Here is a 21044-nt window from a genome sequence, read left to right as displayed (position 1 = left end):
GTCTCGTCTAACCATGCAGCAGGCGCTTCGCGTCGGCGTGGCGAGGAGGGCTTCCGATGATCGTGATCGAACGTCAGCGGGCAGGGCACGATGTCCTGTGCCGCGTCGTAAACCGCTGTCCTGCTTGTCGACTACCGGGGGAACCGGTAGCTCGACTGTCCCCCGGTAACCCAACCGCCAGTCGGGTTATAGTCGGCCGGTCGACCACGGGTCGGTCGACTTGCGCCGGAAGGGTCCCGGCGCCGATAGGTTCGGGAAGCACGACGGTTGACTGTTTCTGAGGGCATGGATTTCGCCGGGTACCGCCTCGAGCGGCGCCTCGGCATGGGCGGTATGGGCACGGTCTACCTGGCCCAGCATCCGCGGCTACCGCGCAAGGACGCGCTGAAAGTGCTGTCCGACAGGCACTCCGGCGATGCGGTGTTCCGCGAGCGCTTCCTGCGTGAGGCCACGATCGCGGCCCGGCTCAACCACCCCAACCTGGTCGCGGTGCGCGATCGCGGTCAGCACGGCGGCCGGTTGTGGATCGCGATGCAGTATGTCGACGGTGTCGACCTCGCCCAGCTGATCCGCCGTGGACCGGGCGCGCTGCCGCTGGAGCGGACGGTCAGGATCGTCGCCGAGGCCGCCAAGGGACTCGACCTGCTGCATCGCAAAGGTGTGCTGCACCGCGACGTGAAACCGGCCAATATCCTTGTCGCCGAACAGGACGGCCGCCCCGACCGGGTGCTGATCACCGACTTCGGCATCGCCAGACCCGCCGACGCGCCCACGGATGCGACCGGCGCCGGGCTCAGCGCGACCCTGGCCTATGCCGCACCCGAGCAGATCAACGGCGGGGCGATCGATCACCGATCCGACGTGTACGCGCTGGGCTGCGTGCTCTACGAACTGCTGACGGGGTCGGTGCCGTTCCCCCGCGACACCCCGGCCGCGGTCATGTACGCCCACCTGAACGAAGCCCCGCCGACACTCGACAAGCCCGGGCTCCCACCCGGATTCGACCAGGTGATCGCGACCGCGCTCGCGAAGAACCCCGGCGACCGGTATCCGACCTGTGGCGCCTTGGCCGCCGCCGCGTCGGCCGCCGCGCAGGGGACGGTCCGGCTGGCAGCGGTCCGGGCTCCCGTCCGGCGGCGCCCGCTCGTCTACGGCGCGCTGGCCGCCGCTGTCCTGATCGCGTTGACGGCCGCGGTGCTCGGTGTCAGCCGAACCGGTTCCACCGAACACGCGCCGACCGCGATCGCGCTCGGACCGCAAACCGCGGTCGACCCGGTGTCCTGGGGTGCGTACACCTATGTCGCGCAGGCATTTCCGGAGTTGCTGCCTGCCTCACAGTTCGGGACCGGGTATCAGGAGATGTGGGGGTGCAGGCCCTCCGACGCACAGCTGCAAGACCTGCCCGTCGACGTCTTCGTCCCGACCGGCCGGATCATGTGTTTCGGCAATCGTGAACCGGTGCAGACGATCGAACTCGTGTGCAACGCCGACCGCACCCCGATCGCCCCGCCGCCCACCTACGATCGCGCCGAGGGCGACGAACAGTGGACCAGGCCGTCGAGCCACGGAAACCTGCACTGGGGAACCTATCTCGACCTCTACAAGGCCCCGCAGCTGACGGGTTACCTGCGGCTGTACTTCGACGATCCCGACCGCAGCTTCTGCTACATCGTCGTCACCGGCGCGCGGGACGGCACCGAGCTGCGGGCCGCCTGGTGGACGGAGGCACCGCTGTGAGACTCGCACCCCTGGCTCTCGCGCTCGCTGTGATCCTCGCCGCGGTCTCGGGCTGCGCGATGACCGGTGATCCAATGCCCGTGCCGGATCCCGCCACCCTCGATGTCGGCCCCTACAGCCGCTTCCCGCTGCGCGCGCCCGAACGCGGCAGCGAGTATCACGGGCGCGTGGTCGAATCGGTTCGGCTCGGCGAGGCCATCGCCAATCCGGCCAGGGTCGACCCGGCGCTGACCGTGCCCCGCTCACGATCGGGTTCGGACCCCCTGCCGACCGCCGCGAAAGCGGCGGCGCTGCTGGCCAATCCGGTGCGCGCGGTCCTGGAGCGTCACGGCATGCTGGCCGGCTACACCGTCGGCGCCACCGATGCTTCCACCCAATTCTCGATCGGCAGCAGCCGGATTCTGCAGCTCACGCTGCTGCGATTTCCCGATGCGGCAGCCGCGGGACTGGCCGCGCAGGAGATCGACTCCGCCGACGCGGCGGTGAGCCCGGACAATGTGGCTGTCACGATCCCCGGGCACCCGGCGGCTCGCGCGCACTGGCGTCCGACGGTTCCGACGCTGGCGGCGACGATGGCCGTGGACTCGTTCGTCGTCACGGTCATGGCCGGGCACACCTCGCCCGACCTCGCCGCCCTGACAACGCTGGCGGGCAGGGCTTTCGAGGAACAGCGCCCGATGCTGCGCGATGTCGCGCTCACACCGCCCGAGCAGTTCGCCAACCTGCCCCTCGACCGTGACGGCATGCTGGGACGGATGGTGCCCGAAGCACCGGGGCGGTGGCCGTTTCCGGTGGTGATTCTCGGCGACTTCAGCGAGGTCGCCGGGTGGGAAAGCCTGCTGCAGGCGCGCGGCATCGTTCTCGGTCCGCGTGCGGGCCACTTCTACCAACCCAGCCGCGAGGTCGCCGAATTGGTCAGCCTGAACCGGTACGACCGCCTGATGCGCTTCGCCGACGCGGCGACAGCGGCCGCGTTCTTCGCCGACCTGCCGAACAACAACGACCAGCTCGCGGTTCCGCCACCGAAGGGCATGGTCGACATCAACTGCGCGGAGTCGACGAGAGACTCGCCGATCACCAAGTTCAGTTGCCGCCTGAAGTACGGCCGCTACGTCGCGCTGGTTTTCAGCCGGGACTACCAGGATGTCCAGCAACGAGCGGCGGCGCAGTACGCGCTGCTGGTGAACAGCGAGTAGAGGCGATGACCGAAACCCTTCCCCCGGGAACCGTTTTCGCCGGCTACCGGATCGAGCGGGTGCTCGGCACCGGCGGCATGGGCACGGTGTATGTGGCCGCGCATCCGCGGCTGCCCCGCCGTGATGCGATCAAGGTGTTGCCCGAGAACGCCGGTGCGGGCGAGGAGTTCCGGGCGCGCTTCCTGCGCGAGGCCGAACTCACCGCCCGGCTCGATCACCCGAACATCGTCTCGGTGCACGACCGCGGGGAGCACGAGGGCCAGTTGTGGATCGCGATGGAGTTCGTGGCGGGGACCGACGTGGCCGCGTTGTTGCGCCACGAGTCACCGATACCGCCGCCGCGGGCCGTGCACATCGTCACCGAGACCGCGCGCGGGCTGGACGAGGCGCACCGCCACGGCCTCCTGCACCGCGATGTGAAACCGGCCAATATCCTGCTCGAGCCGGTCGAGGACGCACCGGATCGAGTGTTGGTCGCCGATTTCGGCATCGCCAGGGCCGCCGGTGACGGCACCGCGCTCACCGCGGTCGGAACGGTGGTGGCGACGCTGGCCTACGCGGCGCCGGAACTGCTGACCGAACAGCGCGTGGATCATCGCGCCGATGTCTACGCTCTGGGCTGCACGCTGTTCGAACTGCTCACCGGTACGAAGCCGTTCCCCCGCGATTCGGTGGTGGCGGTGATGCAGGCGCATCTGATGGCGGTGCCGCCGCGGGCTACGGCCCTTCGGCCGGAACTGCCGCCCGCGATCGACGCGGTGCTGGCCCGCGCGCTGGCGAAGGACCCCGACGAGCGCTATTCGTCGTGCGGCGCACTGGCCGCGGCGGCCGCCGGCGCCTTCGGCGTGGCGGCGGATCACACCGTGGTCGCCGGCGCACCGCCCGCACCGCCCTCGCCCAGCACCGATCGCCCCGTCGTGCCCGCCCCGAAACAGCCTCCGCAGCAACAGACTTCACGGCTGCGGTATGCCGCCATGGCCGGCGCCGTCATCATGCTGGTGCTGGCACTCGCCGTCGCCGCGGCACTCGTCCGCGACCCCGACGATTCGACCGCGAGCCCCGCCACGCCGACCAGCAGTGCCGGGGTGACCTGGGGGCGGTACGCCTTCATCGCCGATGCGCTGCCCGGGCTGCTGCCTGCTACCCCGACCCGAACCGGACATCAGGGCATTCGATGCGCCGCCATGGGCCTGAACACCGGTGCGGCCGCCGACCTGAATCTGATGCCCGACGAAGTCGCCCGCATCACCTGCACCGGCAACAACGACCCCATCCGCGATGTCGACGTGCGTTGTTCGACGAACCGGCACCCCTTCATCCTCGTGAACGAACCGGGTGCCGTGGTTCTCGGCGACCAGAAGTGGGAACGCGCTACCGGGCGTGGCCGGGTGACCTGGTCGACCATGACCGTGTCCACCGGCGATCTCGGCTTGGTCGGGGTCGGATTCGACGAGCCATCCCGAAACTTCTGCATGGTCGTCGTGATCGGCGCGACAACAGGCCAGGAACTCTACGACCGGTGGTGGCCAGATGCTCCGTTCTGACGACGAGTTCGCCGGATACCGGATCGAACGGCGGCTCGGCGCCGGCGGCATGGGCGAGGTGTACCTCGCGCACCACCCCCGGCTCCCCCGACACGACGCGCTGAAGATCCTGTCCGACCGATACACCGACGACGAGGAATTCCGCGCGCGGTTCTTGCGCGAAGCGGAAGTCGCTGTGCGGCTACAACATCCCAATGTCGTCGCGGTCCGCGATCGTGGCGAGCAGGACGGCCGCCTGTGGATCGCGATGCAGTTCGTCGACGGTGGCGATGTCGCCGAGCTGATCCGGCAGGAGACCGCCGTTCCGGTCGAGCGGGCGCTGCGCATCGTGACCGAGTCGGCGAACGGTCTCGACGAGATCCACCGGGTCGGCCTGCAGCATCGCGACGTGAAGCCAGCGAACCTGCTGCTCACCGCGGAACCGGGCCAACCGGATCGGGTGCTGGTCACCGACTTCGGGATCGCCCGCACCGCCGAGACAGACGGGACTCTCGCCGAGGGTGCCGGATTCACCGCGACACTGGCCTACGCCGCGCCCGAGCTGATCAACGGCGACCCGGTGGACCATCGCGCCGATGTGTACTCGCTGGGGTGCACGCTCTACCAGCTGCTCACCGGGACGGTCCCGTACTCGCGCAGCAGTCCCGCGGCGGTGATGTACGCGCACCTGTCCGACGAACCGCCTCGGCCGTCACGCGAAAACGGCCGGGTACCGGCCGAATTGGACGCGGTGATCGCCACGGCGCTGGCCAAGGACCCCGCGCAGCGCTATCAGAGCTGCGGTGAACTGGCTGCTGCCGCGCGGGCGGCCTGCGTACCCGAAGCCGCTGCCGAGCCGCGCCGACTGCCGACCGGCGTGGCGATCGCAGCCGTAGTGGCCGTGGCGGTGGCGATTTCGCTTGTCATCGGGTTCGCCGGTGACGATCCCGATTCGGCTGCCCCTGCCCGGGTCGCCACCAACTCCGACGCATGGGGCGCGGCCGCGCTGGCCGCCGAGACCTTGCCGAACCTGCTGCCGGTCGCACCGCTGGCCGTCGGATACCAGGACGTCAACAGCTGCATACACGTCGACCAGGACGGCAATGCGCTCGCGCTCGATCAGCAGGTCGAGATCGGCGGGGTGCTCTGCCTCGGTGACCGGAACCCCGTCGAAACGCTCTCGGTCGTCTGCCGGTCCGATCGCACCCAGATTCCGGCGTGGACAGCGAATCTGGCTGTAGAGGGCGAGGAACTGTGGACCCGCGACGGTGCGAGCGGAAAGGTGCGATGGGGAACCATCACCGGCGACGAGGGCGCGCTCATCGGTCGGCTCGACGTGATGTTCGATGGGCCCGACCGCCAGTTCTGCAAGCTGCGCATCTCCGGCGGCACCTCGGGTTCGGTGCTGTGGCAACGCTGGTGGCCGGATGCGCCACTGGGACAGGGGTAGTCGATGTTCTCGCGGGGTGAGCGAATCCGAACCGTGGCCGTCCTGGCCGCGGCGTTGACGGTGCTGTGCGGGTGCGTGCGGCCCGGCGAAGCGGTCCCGCAGCGAGTCGACCTGGCCACCCTTGATGTGGGTTCGAACAGTGTCGACCCGATGACGCCGCCGGCCTCGAGCACCGAGAAGTACGGCAGGGTGCTGGAATCGGTGCGGATGGGTGAGGCGGTGCTCGATCCGGTCGAGGTCGATCCAACCCTGACCAACGGCATCTCCAACCGGACCGCACCGCTGCCCACACCGTTGAAAGCAGCCGGAATTCTGGCCGAGCCGGTCCGCGAAGTGCTCGAATCCCAGGACATGCTGGCCGGATTCGTGGTCAGCGGCAGCGACGCCAACTTTCGTGGCAAAGCACCGGAGATCGGCTCCGCCCGTCTGCTCACCGTATTGCTGCTGCGCTTCCCCGACGACACGAAGGCGCGGCTGGCGGCCAGGCAGATGAACGCCACCGACGCCGCGGTCACCGCCGACAACGTCGCGGCGCGGATCGCGGAGTACCCGGGGGCGTTCGCGCATTGGCGCCCGACCGTGCCGACCATGGCGGCCACCCTCGCGCACGGGTCGTTCGTCGTCAGTGTGCTGGCCGCGCACACCAGCCCGGACCAGGCCGCGCTGCTGGCCATGGTGCGCAAGACCTTCGACGTCCAGCTCCCCCGGCTGCAGGATTTCCAGCCGACCGCGCCGGACCGGTTCGCCGACCTGCCGCTCGATCGCGACGGCATGGTCGCGCGCGTACTTCCCTTCGGCGCCGGGCACTGGCCCCCGCCGACGGTGATCACCGCCGATACCGACGCCAATGCCGGCTGGTCGGCCTCGATCGAGATCGGCGGCGTCGTGCTCGGTCCACGAGCCACCCGGCTGATGAAGCACTTCGGTTTCCAGGATCCGATCGAAGTCGTCGCCGTGAACGGCAACAATGTGGTCGAACGGTTTCCCGACGCGGTCAGCGCGCGCCGGGTCTTCACCAAGGAGCGGCAGGCAGCCAATCCCGCGACGATGATCGACACACCGGTCGGCGTGCCGGATGTCTACTGCAACAAGCTCGATCAGCACCCGGCGTCACCCGCCCAGGTCTACTGCCATGTGCTCTACGGCAGATACACCGCCTCGATCATCGGCCGCAGCCCGGCGCACGCCGCACAGCAGAGCGCGGCCCAGTACGCGCTGCTGGTGCGCAGTGAATAGCCGCCCGCTGCCGCCGGGCACGGTCTTCGCCGGGTACCGGATCGAGCGGGTACTCGGCGTCGGTGGCATGGGCACCGTCTACGTCGCCGCCCACCCCCGGCTCCCGCGCCGCGACGCGGTGAAGGTGCTGTCGGCGGAATTCGGCGCCGACCCCGAGTTCCGGGCGCGCTTCGGTCGCGAAGCCGAACTCGCCGCGCGGCTGGACCATCCGAACATCATCGGCGTCTACGACCGTGGCATCGAACACGGTCAACTGTGGATCGCGATGCGCTTCATCGACGGCCCCGACGCCGCCACCCTGCTGCGCGACCGCGCGCTCACCCCGCACCGTGTCGCGCATCTGGTCACCGGGGTGGCTCGTGGACTCGATCACGCGCACCGGGCCGGGATGCTGCACCGCGATGTCAAACCGGCCAATATCCTGGTCGAATCCATTCCGGGACAACCGGATCGGGTCGCGGTCACCGATTTCGGCATCGCCAAGGCCGCGGCCGCGACGACGCTGACCCAGGCCGGAACCATTCTGGCGACCGTCGCCTACGCGGCCCCCGAGCAGCTCACCGGCACGGCGATCGATCACCGTGCCGATATCTACGCGCTCGGCTGCACCCTCTACGAATTGCTGACCGGCGCCAAACCGTTCCCGCGACCGAGCGTCGACGCGGTGATCGCGGCACACCTGCACGACCCGCCACCCCGCCCGAGCGCGGTGGCCGGGGAGCTGCCGCGCCGGATCGACGACGTTATCGCCCGCGCGCTGGCCAAGAATCCGCAGCGGCGCTATCCGAGCTGCGGCGCGCTGGCCGCCGATGCCGCCGCCGCCCTGGGCGTCGCCACCGACGCGGTAGCGGTGGTGGGGCATCGACCGGCGCGTCGCCGTCGCCTCGGCATCGTGGTCGGCGCGCTGACGGCGGCGATCGCGGCGATCGTCACGAGTGTGGTTGTGCTGAATCGTGATTCGCCCGAGGAGAACACAGCTGCGGCGACCTCGACGGCTCCGATCGACCCGAATTCCTGGGCGGCCCACCAGTGGGTCGTCGACGCTTTCCCCGAGCTGCTGCCGAAATCTCAGACAGACAGCGGCTACCAGGGCCTGCGGTGCAGCGCCGTCGACGGCAACCAACGTCCCATCGACGCGCGTCAGACCCGCGATTCGCTGAACGCACTCGCCTGCAACGGTGACCAGAACCCGGTGTTCCGCTTGTTGCTCACCTGCGGAACCGACGAACCGGTGGAACGCTACGTCTCCTCCGCCACCGCGGTTTTCGTCGGCGAGGAGGACTGGCAACGGCCCAGCGGCCGCGGACACGCCCGCTGGAACGACGCACAGGGAGTGGCGGGACCGACAGGCGAGATGCTGGTCGAGTTCGAGAACGGCACCCGATCCCGGTGTGCCCTCGCAGTCTCGGGCGGCACCTCGGGCCAGGACCTCTACGACCGATGGTGGCGCAACGCCCCGCTCTGAACGGGTCGTCGATGTCGGTCGAATTCGGTCTGCGGAAGCAATACAGTGGCCGCATGCGTGGACGTTTTCGAATCCTGGCGTTCTCGAGCGCCGCGGCAGCGCTGTCGCTGCCGGTTCTCTCTACTGCGGCCGCCGACCCGATACCCCAGCCCGGCGGCTGCGCGGAGGTCCGAGTCGTCACCGTCCGTGGCACCCTCGAACCGCAGTCCGGCAGCCGGCTGCTCACTCCGCTGGGCGAGCGGATCGCCCAGGAATCCGGCCGCCGCACCACGGTGGGTGAACTCGAGTATCCGGCCTCGATGAGCCCGGACAGCTCCGTCCAAGGAATCGCGAATCTCACCGCGCTCCTGAACGCGACCGCCGCCGCGTGCCCTGACCAGCAGCTCGTTCTACTCGGCTACTCGCAAGGCGCACGCGTGATCGGCAACGCCCTTTCCGCGCGAACCACGTTGACCGAACAGGCGGCCACGCGAGTCCGTGCCATCGCCCTGTTCGGCAGCCCGCTGTTCAACGGCGCCGAACCCTACAACCGCGGCAGCTTCGATCCCGCGCTGTCCGGCACCGGGTCCTTGCGCCTGGGCGCGCTCACGGAATTCGCCGATCGCCTGCGCGACTATTGCAATACCGGCGACCGCGTCTGCCAGGGTGGCGACCCGGCCGCCGGGTTCGGAAATGCGCTGAGCTACGGCCACTTCATGTACTTCCTCAATGACACCCGCGACCAAGCTGCGGCGTTCGTCCGCGAACAGCTCGGCGAATAGCCCGGGTATCGGTGGAGGCAGATCGCGGCGCGCACGCCCCGATGTACTGGGGCGTGGGTTCTTACGTCCGGGTTCTCGGCGTCGTCGGCGGGGTCCTTGCCTCGCTGCGGTGCTGGTCCCACCAGGAGTCGCTGTCGTGCTGGGCGGGGGGCGAACCTTTGGACGACGACGGCGCACCGGGTATGCCGAGGACTCTCAGCCGCCAGTCGTCCTCACGGATCGCTGCCACGATACGAACGGGAATGACTGCCGTGAGCAACAGATAGTTACCCACGCAGATCATCAGGCAGATCGGGGGAACGGACACCACGATCGCGGTGCCGAGGGTTCCCATCTCGATCGGATCGCGGGAGATGGAGAGCAGGTTTCCGCAGATGCTCGACAGCACGGCGCCGACAAGCAGCAACTCGTAGACCCGCACCAGCGACGTGGCCTTCTCATCGCGGATACCCACCAGCGTGATGAACGTGCAGGCGACCAGCGCCACGGTGAGACCGACCACCACCGGCCACAGCCAGGTCAGGTGCTCGGGAACTCCGGCTACCCGCGCGAGGGTGGAGGTGAAGGTGAAGGATGCGATTGCCGCGGCGACGACCAACGCTGACCCTAAGCCCACTAGCAGCTTCGGTACCGTGACGGGAATAGGGCGGGGGAAAGGGTCCGTGTGGTCCATCAGGCTCCATCCTACGGTCTACGGTCACCAAATGTGCAGGCACTCAACAGAGTACGTGCCCGCGCAGAGTACGAATCGCCGCAGAATTCGTCCTGGGGGCGCTGCCTCTCGCCGCGCACGCCGTTACCGACCAGTCAGTGTGTATCCAGTGGTCGGCCGACACGCCGGACGCCGCGCGATAAGCTGACCGCGACGCGCACACGGAAGGCGGCCATGACCGGAGGGACCAGGGCTTCGCGACCGGCCGAGCCGGTGTCCAAGCGCAAGGCGGCGGCGGCCGGTCGCGGGGCACGCAGGCTCGGAGTCGAGGACTGGACGGCCGCCGCACTCGGCCTGCTGCTGCGAAAGGGCGTCGCCGCCATCACCATTTCCACCCTGTGCGACGAACTCGGCGTGACCAAGGGCAGCTTCTACTGGCATTTCGACGGCATCGATCAACTCCTGGAGACCACCGCGCAGTTCTGGTGCGCCGACCACAACGACGCGGCGCGCGGCTTCCACGACCTCGACGAGCTGCCACCGCAGCAGCGGTTGGCCCGCATGGGCGAGTTGCTCACCGGAGAACGGGTCTGGCAGGTCGAACTCGCGGTCCGGGACTGGGCCCGAACGAACGCCAAGGTGGCCGAGGCCGTGAAAGCCCTGGATCAGCGGATATTTCACACACTGTCCGACACCCTCGTCGATATGGGGTTCTCGACCGAGCAGGCACAGATGCGGGCGGGTCTGATGTGCTTCGCCGGAATCGGCTTCGTGCACGGGAACCAGAACCTGCCCGTACCGACCGAGGAGCAACGCCGCGAGTTCTTCCGATTCATCACCAGCGGGGAGACACCGGGCTGACCGTCCGGGGCGCGCGGTGCCGGTCAGGTCAGCGCGACCAGTTCGTGCAGGGTCGAGCCGGTTCGTCGCTGCGTTCCCGCGGCGGTGCGCACGCTGAGGTCGAAGGTGGATTCGAACCGAAAGTAGCCGGGGTGCCCGACCAATCGGTGCATCAGTGGCTTGATCACCCGCGATCGCACCACCGGAAGATCGTCGAGCAGGTCGTGGGCGTGGATGACGCGCACCACGTCCAACCGGAGGTCGAGCTGATCCGGTACATGCAGTTCGACCCATTCGGGATAGGTGCGTCCTGCGGTCACATCGAAGCGTTCCGGGCCCTCGATGAGCCTGGTCTCGCCGGTGGACAGCACGATCTCGTCGTGGTGGGCCAGCATCAGCGGGCTGATCTCGTGTCCGCCTCTGCGCTGCTGGGTCAGCACCGAGGCGAACAGCAGCGAGTAGTCCTCGACATAGAGCCGCCCCCAATGCCAGCGCTCGATGATCTTCTTCATGTCGCCGACACCCCAGTTGTGGTCGTGATAGCCACGCCCGGTGACCTCGTGCCGCACGCCGTCGAGCTCGATCGCGCCGGTCACCCGCGCGCGGGGAGCAGCGACCATCCAGCCGAAGGAATCCTTGGTGCCGAAGCGGGTTTCACCTTTGCCCGGCATCCAACCGGGTACCTCGTTGTGGAATCGCAGATCGAACTCGATGCCGCCCTCGGCCATCCGCAGGTGATGGCTCACCTGCCCGTCGGCGTCGGACACGGTGCGTGCGGTGTTGTGACCGATGCGCACGTCGCACCCCTCGGCCGAGAACGAGGTGGCCGAACGCGGGTAGCGCTGCGATACCTGACGCAAGGTGCCGTCGGGCGAATAGACCATCATCTCCACCCAGGGCCTGGCCAGGGGCAGATCCTCGGGCCTGCGTTTGATCAGGAACCCGATCACCACGTGCCCGGTGTCGAGGTGCGCGTCGAAGTACCAGTGTTCGAAGGCCAGTGTGCTCGACGACGGATGTAACGCGTTGTGCCGAGGCTCGACCGGGGTCAGCACGCCGTCGCGACGTCCCGGCCCGTTCCACACTTCGACGATGGGGGCAGTGCTCATGGCTACCTTCGGTGGGTTCATCGGCGCAGTGCGCCGCTGGCGTCGAATGCGGCGGTGCGGCCCTGCATCTGGGCTCGATACCAGTTCTCGCGATGCGCGAGCATCAGTTTCTCGTGCGCCCGCGCGAACGGCGGACAGACCCGGCGCACGATCTCCATCACGGTGATCAGCGGGAATCGCGCGATCGGAACGATGATCCACGGCAACGCGGGCGGCATGGTGTAGCGCCGACGGGTTCCCGGCGCCATGTACATCGCGGAGTACACGGAATTGATCCGGTAGTTGTACATTTCGCGCAACCGGGTCAGGCCACGGTGCCCGTCGCGGGGCGCGAACGCCGCCGGATACGACTCGATCAATTCCGTACCGTGCTGACCCGCGTCGTAGGAACGCGAGACCATCGTCATGGCCAGCACCCGCAGCGCGTCGCGCACGGTCTCGGGGTACCAGCGCAACCGCACACCGAGCAGGTGGCCCATGTACTTCTGGAAGTGCAGCAGCGCACGGATTTCCGAGGGCGTCGTCTGGTAGCCCAGCGCCCACAGGCCCAGTCCGGGGGTCACACTGCCTGCCAGCAGGGTCAGCATCTGGTAGGTCTGGCTGATCGGCAAGCCCCACCGCCGCATGTCCCATTCGGGATGGTCGGCGACCTTCGCCCGCACCGAAACGTGCATGACGCGGACCTTCAGCGCGGTGGCCCGGCCCGCCGATCCTGGGGTGAGCAGCGCATCGGGGGCCGAGACGTCCATCCAGAAGCGGGTGGTCTCCAGGAACCGGCGCAGCGCGCTGTCTCCGGCGTAGCCGCCTGCCAGTGACAACGGGGTCGCGACCGCGGCTTCGGTGTACATCTCGAGGGTTTCGGCCCCGGCGAAGCTGAACAGCATGGTGCCCCAGCGCCGCCAGATCGCCGCGCCCTGTTCCACCAGTTCGGGGACCACCCAGTCGGGCACTGTTTCGAACTCGGCGAACAACGCGCGCATGGATTCCGGTGCGTCCGCGACGGCGTCGATGCCCTCGGCCAGCGCTGTCTCCAGCATCGCCCGCCCGGCTTTCGATCCGATCTCGCCGTGCATCACCTCGGCGACGAATCGCTCGGCCACCGGGTCACCCGCGAACAGGTCTTCGCACATGGCCGCAGCCTGCTCGTCGCTGGGGAACAGCGGTTGCCGGGTCACGGCCGCGAAAGCGCGTTCGATCCGTCGCACTGCCGGCGTGCCACGGGCCTCCCAGTAGCGAAAGGCGGTGGGACATCTCGACGGCGCTCGCACGGTGTCCACGCTGCTCGCGGCGCGGGTCGCGACCCGCTGGAGATGATCCTCGACGAACTCGGCCAATGTCGGCCTCCTGACGTGAAATTCGCTGAACGACCCCGCTGGGCGTCACGTCCACCGACCATACTATGAAGCACACTTATCCATACCTGAAAGTATGGAAGCGTGTGGCACGATCGTCGGTGCCCGCGGCCGATGTCATCGGCCGCCATCCGACACCGGAGGAACACCGATGGGACTCGAGAACGAGGAATTCGACTGTGCCAATCCACCATTGGCGCTCTCCCCCACCGACGCCCGCCGGTACTGGTCCGACCATCGCCACCACGAGTGCGAGCTCGGCGCCGCCGCGTGGGCGGTCCTGAACGGATCCCGGGGTCTGCCCTGGCCGGAAACACTCCAACTGCGCACCCCCCTGGACTGGCTGGATGCCTACCAGCATCGAGGACTACCGACCGAGGTCACCGCCGACGGAACAGGCGTGGAGCTGGTGTGCGACGACACGGTCACCGCGCTGCTCGTTCCCGCCGGACTGGCCGCCGCCACCTACGACCGCAACGCGCTGGCGGTACCGACCCTCGCCACGGCGCCTGCCTGCGTTCCGCTGCACCGCTGGGCGATGCTCACCCGAACCTTTCCCCTGTCCGGCGATGCCATCGGGGCACTCACCGATCTCCACATCACCGTCCTCGCACCCGGTGATCGACTGCGGCTACCCACCGGCCCCGACGCCGGCCTCGACCCACCGCACTATTGGCACGAATGGCCCCGCCGGTCCACCTCCGGCAAACCATCCCTAGTCCTGTTGCTCCAAGTCGCCAACATGCTGCTGACCACCGGCACAACCGGATGTCGTCTGGCGTCGGTCAACGGCCGCCTCGAAGTCCTGCGCGACCGGTGATCGCGGGCCGGCGTTGCCTGCCGACCGCACCCGGCAGAAGGGCGGTGCCCACTGCTCAGGGGACCGCCGGCGGGCGTTCGGGGACCAGGAGCGTGGCGATCTCCGTGCCGATGCCGACGGCGTTGTTCTGATCGGAGTCGGAGGTGGGGCCGAGGGTGTCGTAGACGACGACGGTGGTCTCGGTTTTCGTGTCGTAGAAGGCGACGCCGTCGTACCCGCCGTAGGACGGGTTCATATACAGCCAGTCGGCGAGGTGGACCACACCGAAGGCGAAGTATTTTTCGGTGGTGAACGGGCCGAGGCCCGCGGTCGACGGGCCCATCATCTGCTGGAACTGGTCGGGGGTGAGTCGTTCGCCGGTGCCGAGGGCGCGGACCCAGCGGCCGACGTCGCCGACGGTGGAGTTCATGTTGCCGCTGTGCAGGAAGGCGGTGGGGTTCCAGAAGGTGGAGTCTTCGAAGAAGTTTCGTTCGTTGGTGTAGCCGTGCAGGATCGGTTCGTCGACCTGCGGGGTGAGTACTACTTTGCTGTCGTGCATGCCCAGTGGGACGGTGATGTGCTCGGCGATCAGCTCGCCGAGGGGCTTGCCCGCTGCCTTCTGCAGGACCTCGCCGAGCACGACCAGATCGCTGTGGGCGTAGGCGAAACTGGTGCCCGGCTCGAACAGCGGCGGGCGGGCATTGGCGCGTTCGAGCAGTTGCGGCGCGGTCCATTCGCGGATCGGGTTCTCGCCGAAGATCTTCAGGAACTCCGGTTCGGTCACATAGTCGGAGATCCCGGAGGTGCTGTCGGCGAGCATCCGCGCAGTGATCTTGTCCGCGCGCGGGAAATCGGGCAGCCAGCGGGCGATGGGTTCGTCGAGTTTCAGCACGCCCTGGCCGTCGAGTCGCCACAGGACCGTGGACAGCATGGGTTCCATCGGCTGGCCGACGCGCAAGCGCATCTCCGCGGTCGCGGGCACACCGAGCGGTGATCCGCCCAGCGCGCCCAAAGCGATCTGCTCACTGCCCCGCCATGCGCCGTAGACCGCGGAGCTGAGATCGAGTTCGGTCATCTTGGCGCGAACGATGTCGGCGATCTTCGCCGCTTCGGCACTCTCGACCGCCGAAGACGCGGAGCCGCCGGACATGTCCTCCGCACCGCAGCCGCCCGTGGCGATGGCGAGCACGACCGCGAGCACCGCACATGCTCTGCGGCATCCGCGATGCCTGGGCGACTTGCTCATGACAGAGATCCCTTCGTCGAGGAACGCTCACGATCACAGCAAGGTCGAATCTACGCGCCCATCGGGCTCGACCGACTCAGGCTCGTCAGGACCTTGTGATGTCTCCTCCGACGCGGCTGCCGCCGGGGTCGCCGAATTCAGCTGAACGAACGCAGGCAGAGCACGAAAGACGCACCGCCGTCGGAGCCGATGTACCCCGCGAGCTTGACGGAGTCCTCGTACTTCTGGCACTCGGTGGTCTTGTCGGTGCCCGCTATTCGGGCGATGACCTTCGCCTGGGCTCTCACGTCCGAACAGCCGACCTTCACCAACTCGGCATCGGAGAAACCGATACTCAGGTCGTCCTGGGTCGCGACGCAGTCGCCGGCCGACAGCGCGCCGGGCCCGGTGGTGTTGCTGGTGTTGCCGATGACCACCGCCGTCACGATGCCGATGACGACCACGATCGTGATCAGCACACCGACCACGTAAGGGCGGCGGCGCAGCAGCGGCTCGCCCGGATCCCGCGTCGGTCGCGGGCTGCCCGGTGCCGCCCCGGCGGGACGACCGAACCATCGGTCGGCCGATCCACCGAACAGCAGGGCGATGATGGCGATCACCGCGACCAGCCCGAAAGGCCCGGGTGACATCCGGACGAAGGCGAAACCGGCATCGGTGTCCACGGTCTCGCCGTTGAAGGCCATGGAACCGAAAGCGACGAGCCCTTCGATCACGGCGAAGACGGTCGCGGTGATCCGGGCCCAGCCCCGGCGCCGCGCGAAGAACAAGGCGGTGACGGCCATCGCCCAGAAGAACAGGTATCCCTGTGTGTTCCCGCCCGCCGCATGGGGATGACCCATTCCTATCAGCGCGACGGTGCCGGCCAGTCCGATCGCCGACATCACGAAAATGATGACCCGCGCTGCCCGGACCCTCCCCGGCATCTGCGAAGGTGCTGTGTCACCGCGCGATTCGATACTCCTGCCCGTCCGGGACGGAAACTGTTGCGATGCCTGCTGATCCATACCTGTCGCCCCCTGATTCCGCGTTTCGCGTGCCCGATCCTATAGATGAGGCCGCTGTCGAGGTGTGACAGACGGATGGCGTCCGGTGGGCGTGCGATGATGCCGCCCGCTGGATGCTCGCACAGGCAATCACCGGTCAGTGCTCCAGCGATGGATCCCAGCGGTTGGCCAGCAGCGTGAAGCTCGGGAGGTCTTCCAGCGAGGTCAATGCCTCGTAGATGCGCTCGTATCGCGTCGAGGCGATCCGCCACTCCCCGTCCGGGTCGCGACGATAGGTGTCGCAATAGTATCCGCCGCCGCGGATCTGGATCTTCGCGCCCGGCACCAGGACGGTGTCCTCGAATGCCCACGAACCCTTCGCGATGTCACCATCGGTCTCGATCTCGGGGTGGTTGGCGATGTGGACCGTGACGATCCCGGGTCCGAGGTTCTTGCGCATGAAGGCCACGACGTCGGCGCGATTGTCGTAGTGCAATGGCTCGCCCATGGCCTGGGTGCCATAGCGCGCGGAGACGTCCTCGGCGAGGCAGTCCGCGAACTCGTCCCACAGTTTCAGGTCGAGCGTGCGGAAGTAGCGGTGCTTGAGACGCTTGATCTCCTCGATAGCAACCAGGTCCATGACCGGAGTGTAGAACGTGTTCTAGATTCAGCGCAGGGAAAGCGCGTCCCCAGCCCCGGTGAACCATATTCCCGAAGGCAGTCGGGGCGTTCCCCGACCGTTCCGCCTCGGATCAGTGCGCGAGGATGACCTTCGCCGCCACGACGGCGGTGGCTGCGCAGCCGAGCAGAATCGCCCCGAGCAGAGTCGACCGATCCGGCCGCGCACCCTCGAGCCTGCGGATGACGAACGTGATTCCACCGATCCGCACCAGCATGGCGACCTCGGCGAGCACCTGGGCGGTACGTGGCTCGAGCCATCCGACCGCCGCCGCCGCGAGGATCGCGCAGGGCAGCACCGCCGAACTGAGGATCGGCAGCGAATCGCGCAGGTCGAGCCATGGCTGGGGCGGGGAGGGCACGCCGCTCTGGCGTACCGATTGCCCGACGCTCTCGGCGAAGACATGGGCGATGAACGTCGACAGGGCGGCCCCGAGAACGACCGCGATGCCGACATCCTCGAGGGATGGCGCGACCGGGATCAGCGCGGAGAGGATCAGGACGTTCCCATAGATGTACGCGCTGATCCGGCGAGCCGCGTTCCGACGGTCGAGCGGAATGTTCCGGGCGAACAAAGGCCCGTGTAAGAGCTTGTTTTTGTCGCGTTCCATCGGTCCTCACCCGTTAGTCGCACCCATCCGAGACAGCTCATGCGGAGCGGGGAGGTGCGGACATACGGGGTGGAAATTCGGTGCACCTCGTCGAGCGTCGCCACTGACGACTATATGCCCGGCGTCCTCGTAGAACCGGCACACGAGGTGTCGCGCCCTGCTCTGAACAGCGATTGATCGGCCTGGGCCCTGCGGGGGCTCACCGACCGAGGCGCACGACGCCCTGCCCAGTCGAAAGAATCACGGCGTCAATGTCTGCAGCGCTCGCCTCATCATCGGCGCCTTGTTTCGGCCGAGCTGATCTCGCTCATAAGTTGTTTCGCGACGGTAGTCACGTGGCCGACGAAGGCGTTCCGGTCGGTGCCGAGATTACCTTCCGTCCACTCGACGAACAGTGAAATCAAGGCGCCGAAGAGTGCCGAAAAATGCATGCGGACAATAGGATCGCCCGGGGAACCCGCGATGCGATCGCCCAGTGCGGCTGTTGCGAGAGCCGGAACAGTTTCTCGCACATAGCCCCGCAGTCGCACATCCGCCACCGGCTCGACCAGCAAGATGCGGCAGACACGAGGATCGGCCTCCATCAGTCGGGCGGCGGCCTCGAACACCGCATGCAGATCGCCGGATGCCACCGCCGGCGCGACGGCTTGTTCCAAGCGAGACAGCGTCGCCCGGTACACCGCGTGCAGCAGCACGTCTGTGTCGGCGAAGCTCTCGTAGAAGAATCGCTGACTCAGCCCCGCCGCACGGCAGACCGGCCGCATTCCCAGGGCGGAAACACCTTGCGTGCCAACTATTTCGACACCCACATCGATCAGCCGCGCCCGCCGGTCGGCGGCGCGGCTCTGCGCCGTCTGTCCGCCGTAGCTCCTTGACACGGCACCACTTTACAACAACCATCATTAATCAGGAAGCATGTGCTTCCGGATGGAGAGGGTCATGTTCACCGACGAGCAGTTCCAACTGTCACTGCGACAGCCGCGCCTGGCACAACCGATTCCGGCAGTGCTGACGAACCGCGCCGAGCCGGTCGATGTTCTCGATGAAGCCGCGCTGACCGCCATGACGCAGACGTGGTTCGACGAATACGAGAAGAAGATCGCGTTCTATGCCGACCACGGCCTCGATATCGCCTGGACTCTCGACTGGGCGAAGAAGTACTGGTGGAGCTGGCAGACCCGGGATATGAGCCATAACCACGAGCTCTACACCGGCGATCTCAGGTACAAGGATGTGACGACCCTCGGCGCGACAATGGTCGGCCTCGACGAATTCGTGGCCTACAACTTCGCGTTCTTCGATGCCATCCCCGACTGGCGCTATGATCCGATACCCGGACAGTGCTACGTCGACCTGTCACCGACCGGTGAGGTTCGGATGGTCGTGCGCTACTACGGAAGTGGTCACATCGTCGGGCCGCTGAAGCTTCACCCATACGGAGCGGACGCCCCCGCGATCCCGGGCAACGGCGCGTTCATCCAGTGCACCGCGGTGGACCGATATCACTTCAACGCCGAACACCTGATGTACGAAGGCGAAACGCTCTACGACCTGCTCGACGGCGTACAACTGGCCGGAATCGTACCCGGGCCTTCGACCACAGCCTTCACATTGCTGATGCGCGGCGCAGGACTCGCAACCCGGGCCATCACCCGACTACGCCCTCCTGCCACCCGGCCTCGTTCGGCATCCATCCGATAATCGCAGATCAGCGTGGCAGAGAAGGCAAGGTCGCGGCAGCAGGCCAGAAGGCTCACCACGATCGCTCTCTGCTCCTTGTGTCGAAGATCGACATCGTTGACAGCCGTGGGATTCCGGCGTTGACTTGATCGCACACAGCGAGGAAACCGCCATGAGCATGAGCAAGAAAATCGCGAATTCCGTCGAGGCCACCAAGGGCCGGGTGAAGAAGGTGTTCGGTCGAGCCACTGGCAACCGAAGCCTGGAGGCCGAAGGTCGGGCCGAACAATTCAAGGGCAACCTGAAACAGTCCGCTGCCAAGATCAAAGACGCCTTCAAGAGCTAGCGTCGCCGAACGAGAGACCTCGCAGTAGACCCCGCGCGGGCTTCGTCATGAGCGGCATCGTGCACCTGTTCATCGGCTACATCGCCATCCGGCTCGCCCTCGGTGGCGGCGGCGGAACCGCCGACCAATCGGGGGCCATGGCGGAACTGGCCGCCAAGCCGGGGGGCCCTCGCGCTCTGGGTCGGTGTCGTTGCGTTCTCGCTGATGGCGTTGTGGCGGCTCGCCGAAGCAGCGCTCGGCAGCTCCTCCAGACCCGACTCCGACAGCAAGAAATCCGAGGCCGTCAATCGCGTCAAGGCCTTCTCCCTCGCGGTGGTCTACCTCGGTTTCGCCATCTCCGCATCCGGATTCGCCCGGGGCGCGGGCAAATCCAATAGCGAGCAGAGTACGGGGATCACTGCTGCGATGATGCGATCGAGCGTGGGCACGATCGTTCTCGTCGCCGCCGGGTTGATCATCATCGCGATCGGCGGCTACCACGTGTACAAGGGAGCGACGCAGAGCTTCCTCGAAGACTTGCAAGGCTCCACGAGCAAACTGAGGATTTCGCAGCCCCGGTCCACGTCGTATGCTCGCTGACCAGCGGCGAAACGAAAAGGCAAGCCTGGGAACGACTCTGCGATCCAGCCATGGCGCGACGTTCCACAGGGTCGTTGGAGGGGCTGAGCGCGTCATGAAAGGCTGGACAGATGGATTGGCGGGCCGAGAGCCCCGAACTCTGGGCGTTCCTGGGATCCTTACGGTGCGGCGAGGTCCTTTCCGGCACCGTCACAGCGATCGAATTGTTCGGCGTGTTCGTGGCGCTCGACGATGGCCCCGCGCATCCGCTCTACCCGGGCGTCGGGTTCATCACGATCCCGGAATTGTCCTGGAGGCGTTTCGAAGCGGCTTCCGACATTGTCCAGGTCGGGCAGCGCGTTTCGGGTGAATTCCTGCAGTTCGATACCTGGAATGCCGAGGCCAGGCTGTCTCTGCGAGCACTACAGCCCGACCCCTTCCATGCCTTTGCCGAGCGCATCACCGTCGGTAGAGAACTACGCGGGCATGTCACCCAGCTGGTGTCCTTCGGCGTCTTTGTCCAAGTGGCGGACGGGATCGAGGGGCTGATTCGTCGCCGAGACCTCACCCAGCCGACAGACGAAGTCGTCCAGATCGGGGACAGGGTCACGGTCGTTGTCACCCATGTCGACCGAGAAAAACGTCAGCTGTTCCTCTCCCGACAAACCACCGGCCAGCTCTGACCTTCGAACACCTGGAATCAGGAAGGGCTACCGTCGGTCTTCAGCCACAGTCGCCAGTTGTGCACTCAACTCGGCAGTTGAGTGCGTTCGTCGGCTGGTTCCGCGGTTATCTGGATCGCAGCCGCAGCATGTCAGTACG

21 protein-coding genes and 1 pseudogene are annotated in these 21044 nt (G+C 67.2%); 14 read left to right on the top strand and 8 right to left on the bottom strand.

Going from position 1 to position 21044, the window contains the following annotated elements; translation table 11 throughout:
* The first annotated feature begins 267 nt into the window (after positions 1 to 267).
* The 7 genes from ACWDXS_RS01220 to ACWDXS_RS01190 are packed head-to-tail and all read left to right on the top strand — an operon-like array spanning position 268 to position 9368.
* A complete protein-coding gene (locus tag ACWDXS_RS01220) occupies positions 268 to 1737 on the top strand; it encodes a serine/threonine-protein kinase (protein ID WP_449960752.1) in 1470 nt (489 codons plus the stop codon).
* Positions 1734 to 2933 carry a DUF7373 family lipoprotein gene (locus tag ACWDXS_RS01215; protein WP_449960749.1) on the top strand — a complete coding sequence of 400 codons (1200 nt, stop codon included), beginning with the start codon at positions 1734 to 1736 and terminating at the stop codon, positions 2931 to 2933. Before ACWDXS_RS01220 ends, ACWDXS_RS01215 begins: the two co-directional genes overlap by 4 nt.
* Before the next feature lie 5 nt (positions 2934 to 2938).
* A complete protein-coding gene (locus ACWDXS_RS01210; protein ID WP_449960746.1) occupies positions 2939 to 4477 on the top strand; it encodes a serine/threonine-protein kinase in 1539 nt (512 codons plus the stop codon).
* Positions 4464 to 5906, top strand: coding sequence for a serine/threonine-protein kinase (locus ACWDXS_RS01205; RefSeq protein ID WP_449960743.1), 1443 nt, complete (start codon positions 4464 to 4466; stop codon positions 5904 to 5906). The genes ACWDXS_RS01210 and ACWDXS_RS01205 overlap by 14 nt, the downstream gene beginning before the upstream one ends.
* Positions 5907 to 5909: 3 nt before the next feature.
* On the top strand, positions 5910 to 7142 hold the full coding sequence (locus ACWDXS_RS01200; protein WP_378989679.1) for a DUF7373 family lipoprotein: 1233 nt from the start codon (positions 5910 to 5912) through the stop codon (positions 7140 to 7142).
* Positions 7135 to 8607 (top strand): serine/threonine-protein kinase, encoded by a 1473-nt coding sequence (locus tag ACWDXS_RS01195; RefSeq protein WP_378989678.1) that lies wholly within the window; start codon positions 7135 to 7137, stop codon positions 8605 to 8607. Before ACWDXS_RS01200 ends, ACWDXS_RS01195 begins: the two co-directional genes overlap by 8 nt.
* 53 nt (positions 8608 to 8660) lie before the next feature.
* Positions 8661 to 9368: a cutinase family protein gene (locus ACWDXS_RS01190; protein ID WP_378989676.1), complete on the top strand. Its 708-nt coding sequence runs from the start codon at positions 8661 to 8663 to the stop codon at positions 9366 to 9368.
* 61 nt (positions 9369 to 9429) lie between these two features.
* Here ACWDXS_RS01190 and ACWDXS_RS01185 read toward each other — a convergent pair whose 3' ends face one another.
* Entirely contained in the window at positions 9430 to 9984 is a 555-nt protein-coding gene (locus tag ACWDXS_RS01185) for a hypothetical protein (protein WP_378989675.1), read from the bottom strand.
* Positions 9985 to 10254: 270 nt separating this feature from the next.
* Here ACWDXS_RS01185 and ACWDXS_RS01180 point away from each other — a divergent pair, with 270 nt between their 5' ends.
* Positions 10255 to 10881 (top strand): TetR/AcrR family transcriptional regulator, encoded by a 627-nt coding sequence (locus tag ACWDXS_RS01180; RefSeq protein WP_378989673.1) that lies wholly within the window; start codon positions 10255 to 10257, stop codon positions 10879 to 10881.
* Positions 10882 to 10904: 23 nt separating this feature from the next.
* On the opposite strand, the gene ACWDXS_RS01175 is transcribed toward ACWDXS_RS01180, so the two are convergent.
* The gene (locus ACWDXS_RS01175; RefSeq protein WP_378989672.1) at positions 10905 to 11969 is read right to left on the bottom strand and encodes a lipocalin-like domain-containing protein; all 1065 of its coding nucleotides are present in this window, start codon (positions 11967 to 11969) and stop codon (positions 10905 to 10907) included.
* Positions 11970 to 11986: 17 nt separating this feature from the next.
* Positions 11987 to 13246, bottom strand: a complete 1260-nt coding sequence (locus tag ACWDXS_RS01170; protein ID WP_378990007.1) for an oxygenase MpaB family protein — start codon at positions 13244 to 13246, stop codon at positions 11987 to 11989.
* Between the two features lie 226 nt (positions 13247 to 13472).
* Here ACWDXS_RS01170 and ACWDXS_RS01165 point away from each other — a divergent pair, with 226 nt between their 5' ends.
* On the top strand, positions 13473 to 14141 hold the full coding sequence (locus ACWDXS_RS01165) for a hypothetical protein (protein ID WP_449960735.1): 669 nt from the start codon (positions 13473 to 13475) through the stop codon (positions 14139 to 14141).
* A 55-nt stretch (positions 14142 to 14196) separates the two neighbouring features.
* On the opposite strand, the gene ACWDXS_RS01160 is transcribed toward ACWDXS_RS01165, so the two are convergent.
* The 5 genes from ACWDXS_RS01160 to ACWDXS_RS01140 form a co-directional block, all read right to left on the bottom strand.
* Entirely contained in the window at positions 14197 to 15366 is a 1170-nt protein-coding gene (locus ACWDXS_RS01160) for a serine hydrolase domain-containing protein (RefSeq protein ID WP_387446871.1), read from the bottom strand.
* 137 nt (positions 15367 to 15503) lie between these two features.
* Positions 15504 to 16247, bottom strand: a complete 744-nt coding sequence (locus ACWDXS_RS01155) for an LppU/SCO3897 family protein (protein ID WP_449960731.1) — start codon at positions 16245 to 16247, stop codon at positions 15504 to 15506.
* A gap of 259 nt (positions 16248 to 16506) precedes the next feature.
* The gene (locus tag ACWDXS_RS01150; protein WP_379312449.1) at positions 16507 to 16989 is read right to left on the bottom strand and encodes a nuclear transport factor 2 family protein; all 483 of its coding nucleotides are present in this window, start codon (positions 16987 to 16989) and stop codon (positions 16507 to 16509) included.
* A 112-nt stretch (positions 16990 to 17101) separates the two neighbouring features.
* Complete coding sequence (locus ACWDXS_RS01145; RefSeq protein WP_387446866.1) at positions 17102 to 17638, bottom strand: hypothetical protein; 537 nt, start codon at positions 17636 to 17638, stop codon at positions 17102 to 17104.
* Between the two features lie 272 nt (positions 17639 to 17910).
* Complete coding sequence (locus tag ACWDXS_RS01140) at positions 17911 to 18516, bottom strand: TetR/AcrR family transcriptional regulator (RefSeq protein ID WP_449960727.1); 606 nt, start codon at positions 18514 to 18516, stop codon at positions 17911 to 17913.
* 61 nt (positions 18517 to 18577) lie between these two features.
* Between ACWDXS_RS01140 and ACWDXS_RS01135 the strand changes: the two genes are divergently transcribed.
* From ACWDXS_RS01135 to ACWDXS_RS01115, 5 genes and pseudogenes are all read left to right on the top strand, one after another.
* Positions 18578 to 19339 (top strand): nuclear transport factor 2 family protein, encoded by a 762-nt coding sequence (locus ACWDXS_RS01135; protein ID WP_378989665.1) that lies wholly within the window; start codon positions 18578 to 18580, stop codon positions 19337 to 19339.
* A gap of 157 nt (positions 19340 to 19496) precedes the next feature.
* Positions 19497 to 19664 (top strand): CsbD family protein, encoded by a 168-nt coding sequence (locus tag ACWDXS_RS01130; protein ID WP_387447024.1) that lies wholly within the window; start codon positions 19497 to 19499, stop codon positions 19662 to 19664.
* Positions 19665 to 19711: 47 nt separating this feature from the next.
* Positions 19712 to 19786, top strand: a pseudogene (locus ACWDXS_RS01125) (hypothetical protein); the annotation flags it as partial.
* 82 nt (positions 19787 to 19868) lie between these two features.
* Positions 19869 to 20243, top strand: a complete 375-nt coding sequence (locus ACWDXS_RS01120) for a DUF1206 domain-containing protein (RefSeq protein WP_387446863.1) — start codon at positions 19869 to 19871, stop codon at positions 20241 to 20243.
* A 110-nt stretch (positions 20244 to 20353) separates the two neighbouring features.
* A complete protein-coding gene (locus ACWDXS_RS01115; RefSeq protein ID WP_387446861.1) occupies positions 20354 to 20905 on the top strand; it encodes a S1 RNA-binding domain-containing protein in 552 nt (183 codons plus the stop codon).
* The last annotated feature ends 139 nt before the right edge of the window (positions 20906 to 21044 follow it).

It is taken from the genome of Nocardia sp. NPDC003183, from assembly GCF_053590715.1.
This window is presented reverse-complemented; position numbering and strand designations above follow the sequence as displayed.

Bases quoted from the DNA above. Each gene is read 5' to 3' on its own strand.
- ACWDXS_RS01130 (WP_387447024.1), top strand. From the start codon at position 19,497: ATGAGCAAGAAAATCGCGAATTCCGTCGAGGCCACCAAGGGCCGGGTG.
- ACWDXS_RS01120 (WP_387446863.1), top strand. From the start codon at position 19,869: ATGGCGTTGTGGCGGCTCGCCGAAGCAGCGCTCGGCAGCTCCTCCAGA.
- ACWDXS_RS01155 (WP_449960731.1), bottom strand. From the start codon at position 16,247: ATGTCGGCGATCGGACTGGCCGGCACCGTCGCGCTGATAGGAATGGGT.
- ACWDXS_RS01200 (WP_378989679.1), top strand. From the start codon at position 5,910: ATGTTCTCGCGGGGTGAGCGAATCCGAACCGTGGCCGTCCTGGCCGCG.
- ACWDXS_RS01115 (WP_387446861.1), top strand. From the start codon at position 20,354: ATGGATTGGCGGGCCGAGAGCCCCGAACTCTGGGCGTTCCTGGGATCC.
- ACWDXS_RS01150 (WP_379312449.1), bottom strand. From the start codon at position 16,989: ATGGACCTGGTTGCTATCGAGGAGATCAAGCGTCTCAAGCACCGCTAC.
- ACWDXS_RS01135 (WP_378989665.1), top strand. From the start codon at position 18,578: ATGTTCACCGACGAGCAGTTCCAACTGTCACTGCGACAGCCGCGCCTG.
- ACWDXS_RS01190 (WP_378989676.1), top strand. From the start codon at position 8,661: ATGCGTGGACGTTTTCGAATCCTGGCGTTCTCGAGCGCCGCGGCAGCG.
- ACWDXS_RS01165 (WP_449960735.1), top strand. From the start codon at position 13,473: ATGGGACTCGAGAACGAGGAATTCGACTGTGCCAATCCACCATTGGCG.
- ACWDXS_RS01210 (WP_449960746.1), top strand. From the start codon at position 2,939: ATGACCGAAACCCTTCCCCCGGGAACCGTTTTCGCCGGCTACCGGATC.
- ACWDXS_RS01145 (WP_387446866.1), bottom strand. From the start codon at position 17,638: ATGGAACGCGACAAAAACAAGCTCTTACACGGGCCTTTGTTCGCCCGG.
- ACWDXS_RS01160 (WP_387446871.1), bottom strand. From the start codon at position 15,366: ATGAGCAAGTCGCCCAGGCATCGCGGATGCCGCAGAGCATGTGCGGTG.
- ACWDXS_RS01205 (WP_449960743.1), top strand. From the start codon at position 4,464: ATGCTCCGTTCTGACGACGAGTTCGCCGGATACCGGATCGAACGGCGG.
- ACWDXS_RS01175 (WP_378989672.1), bottom strand. From the start codon at position 11,969: ATGAGCACTGCCCCCATCGTCGAAGTGTGGAACGGGCCGGGACGTCGC.
- ACWDXS_RS01180 (WP_378989673.1), top strand. From the start codon at position 10,255: ATGACCGGAGGGACCAGGGCTTCGCGACCGGCCGAGCCGGTGTCCAAG.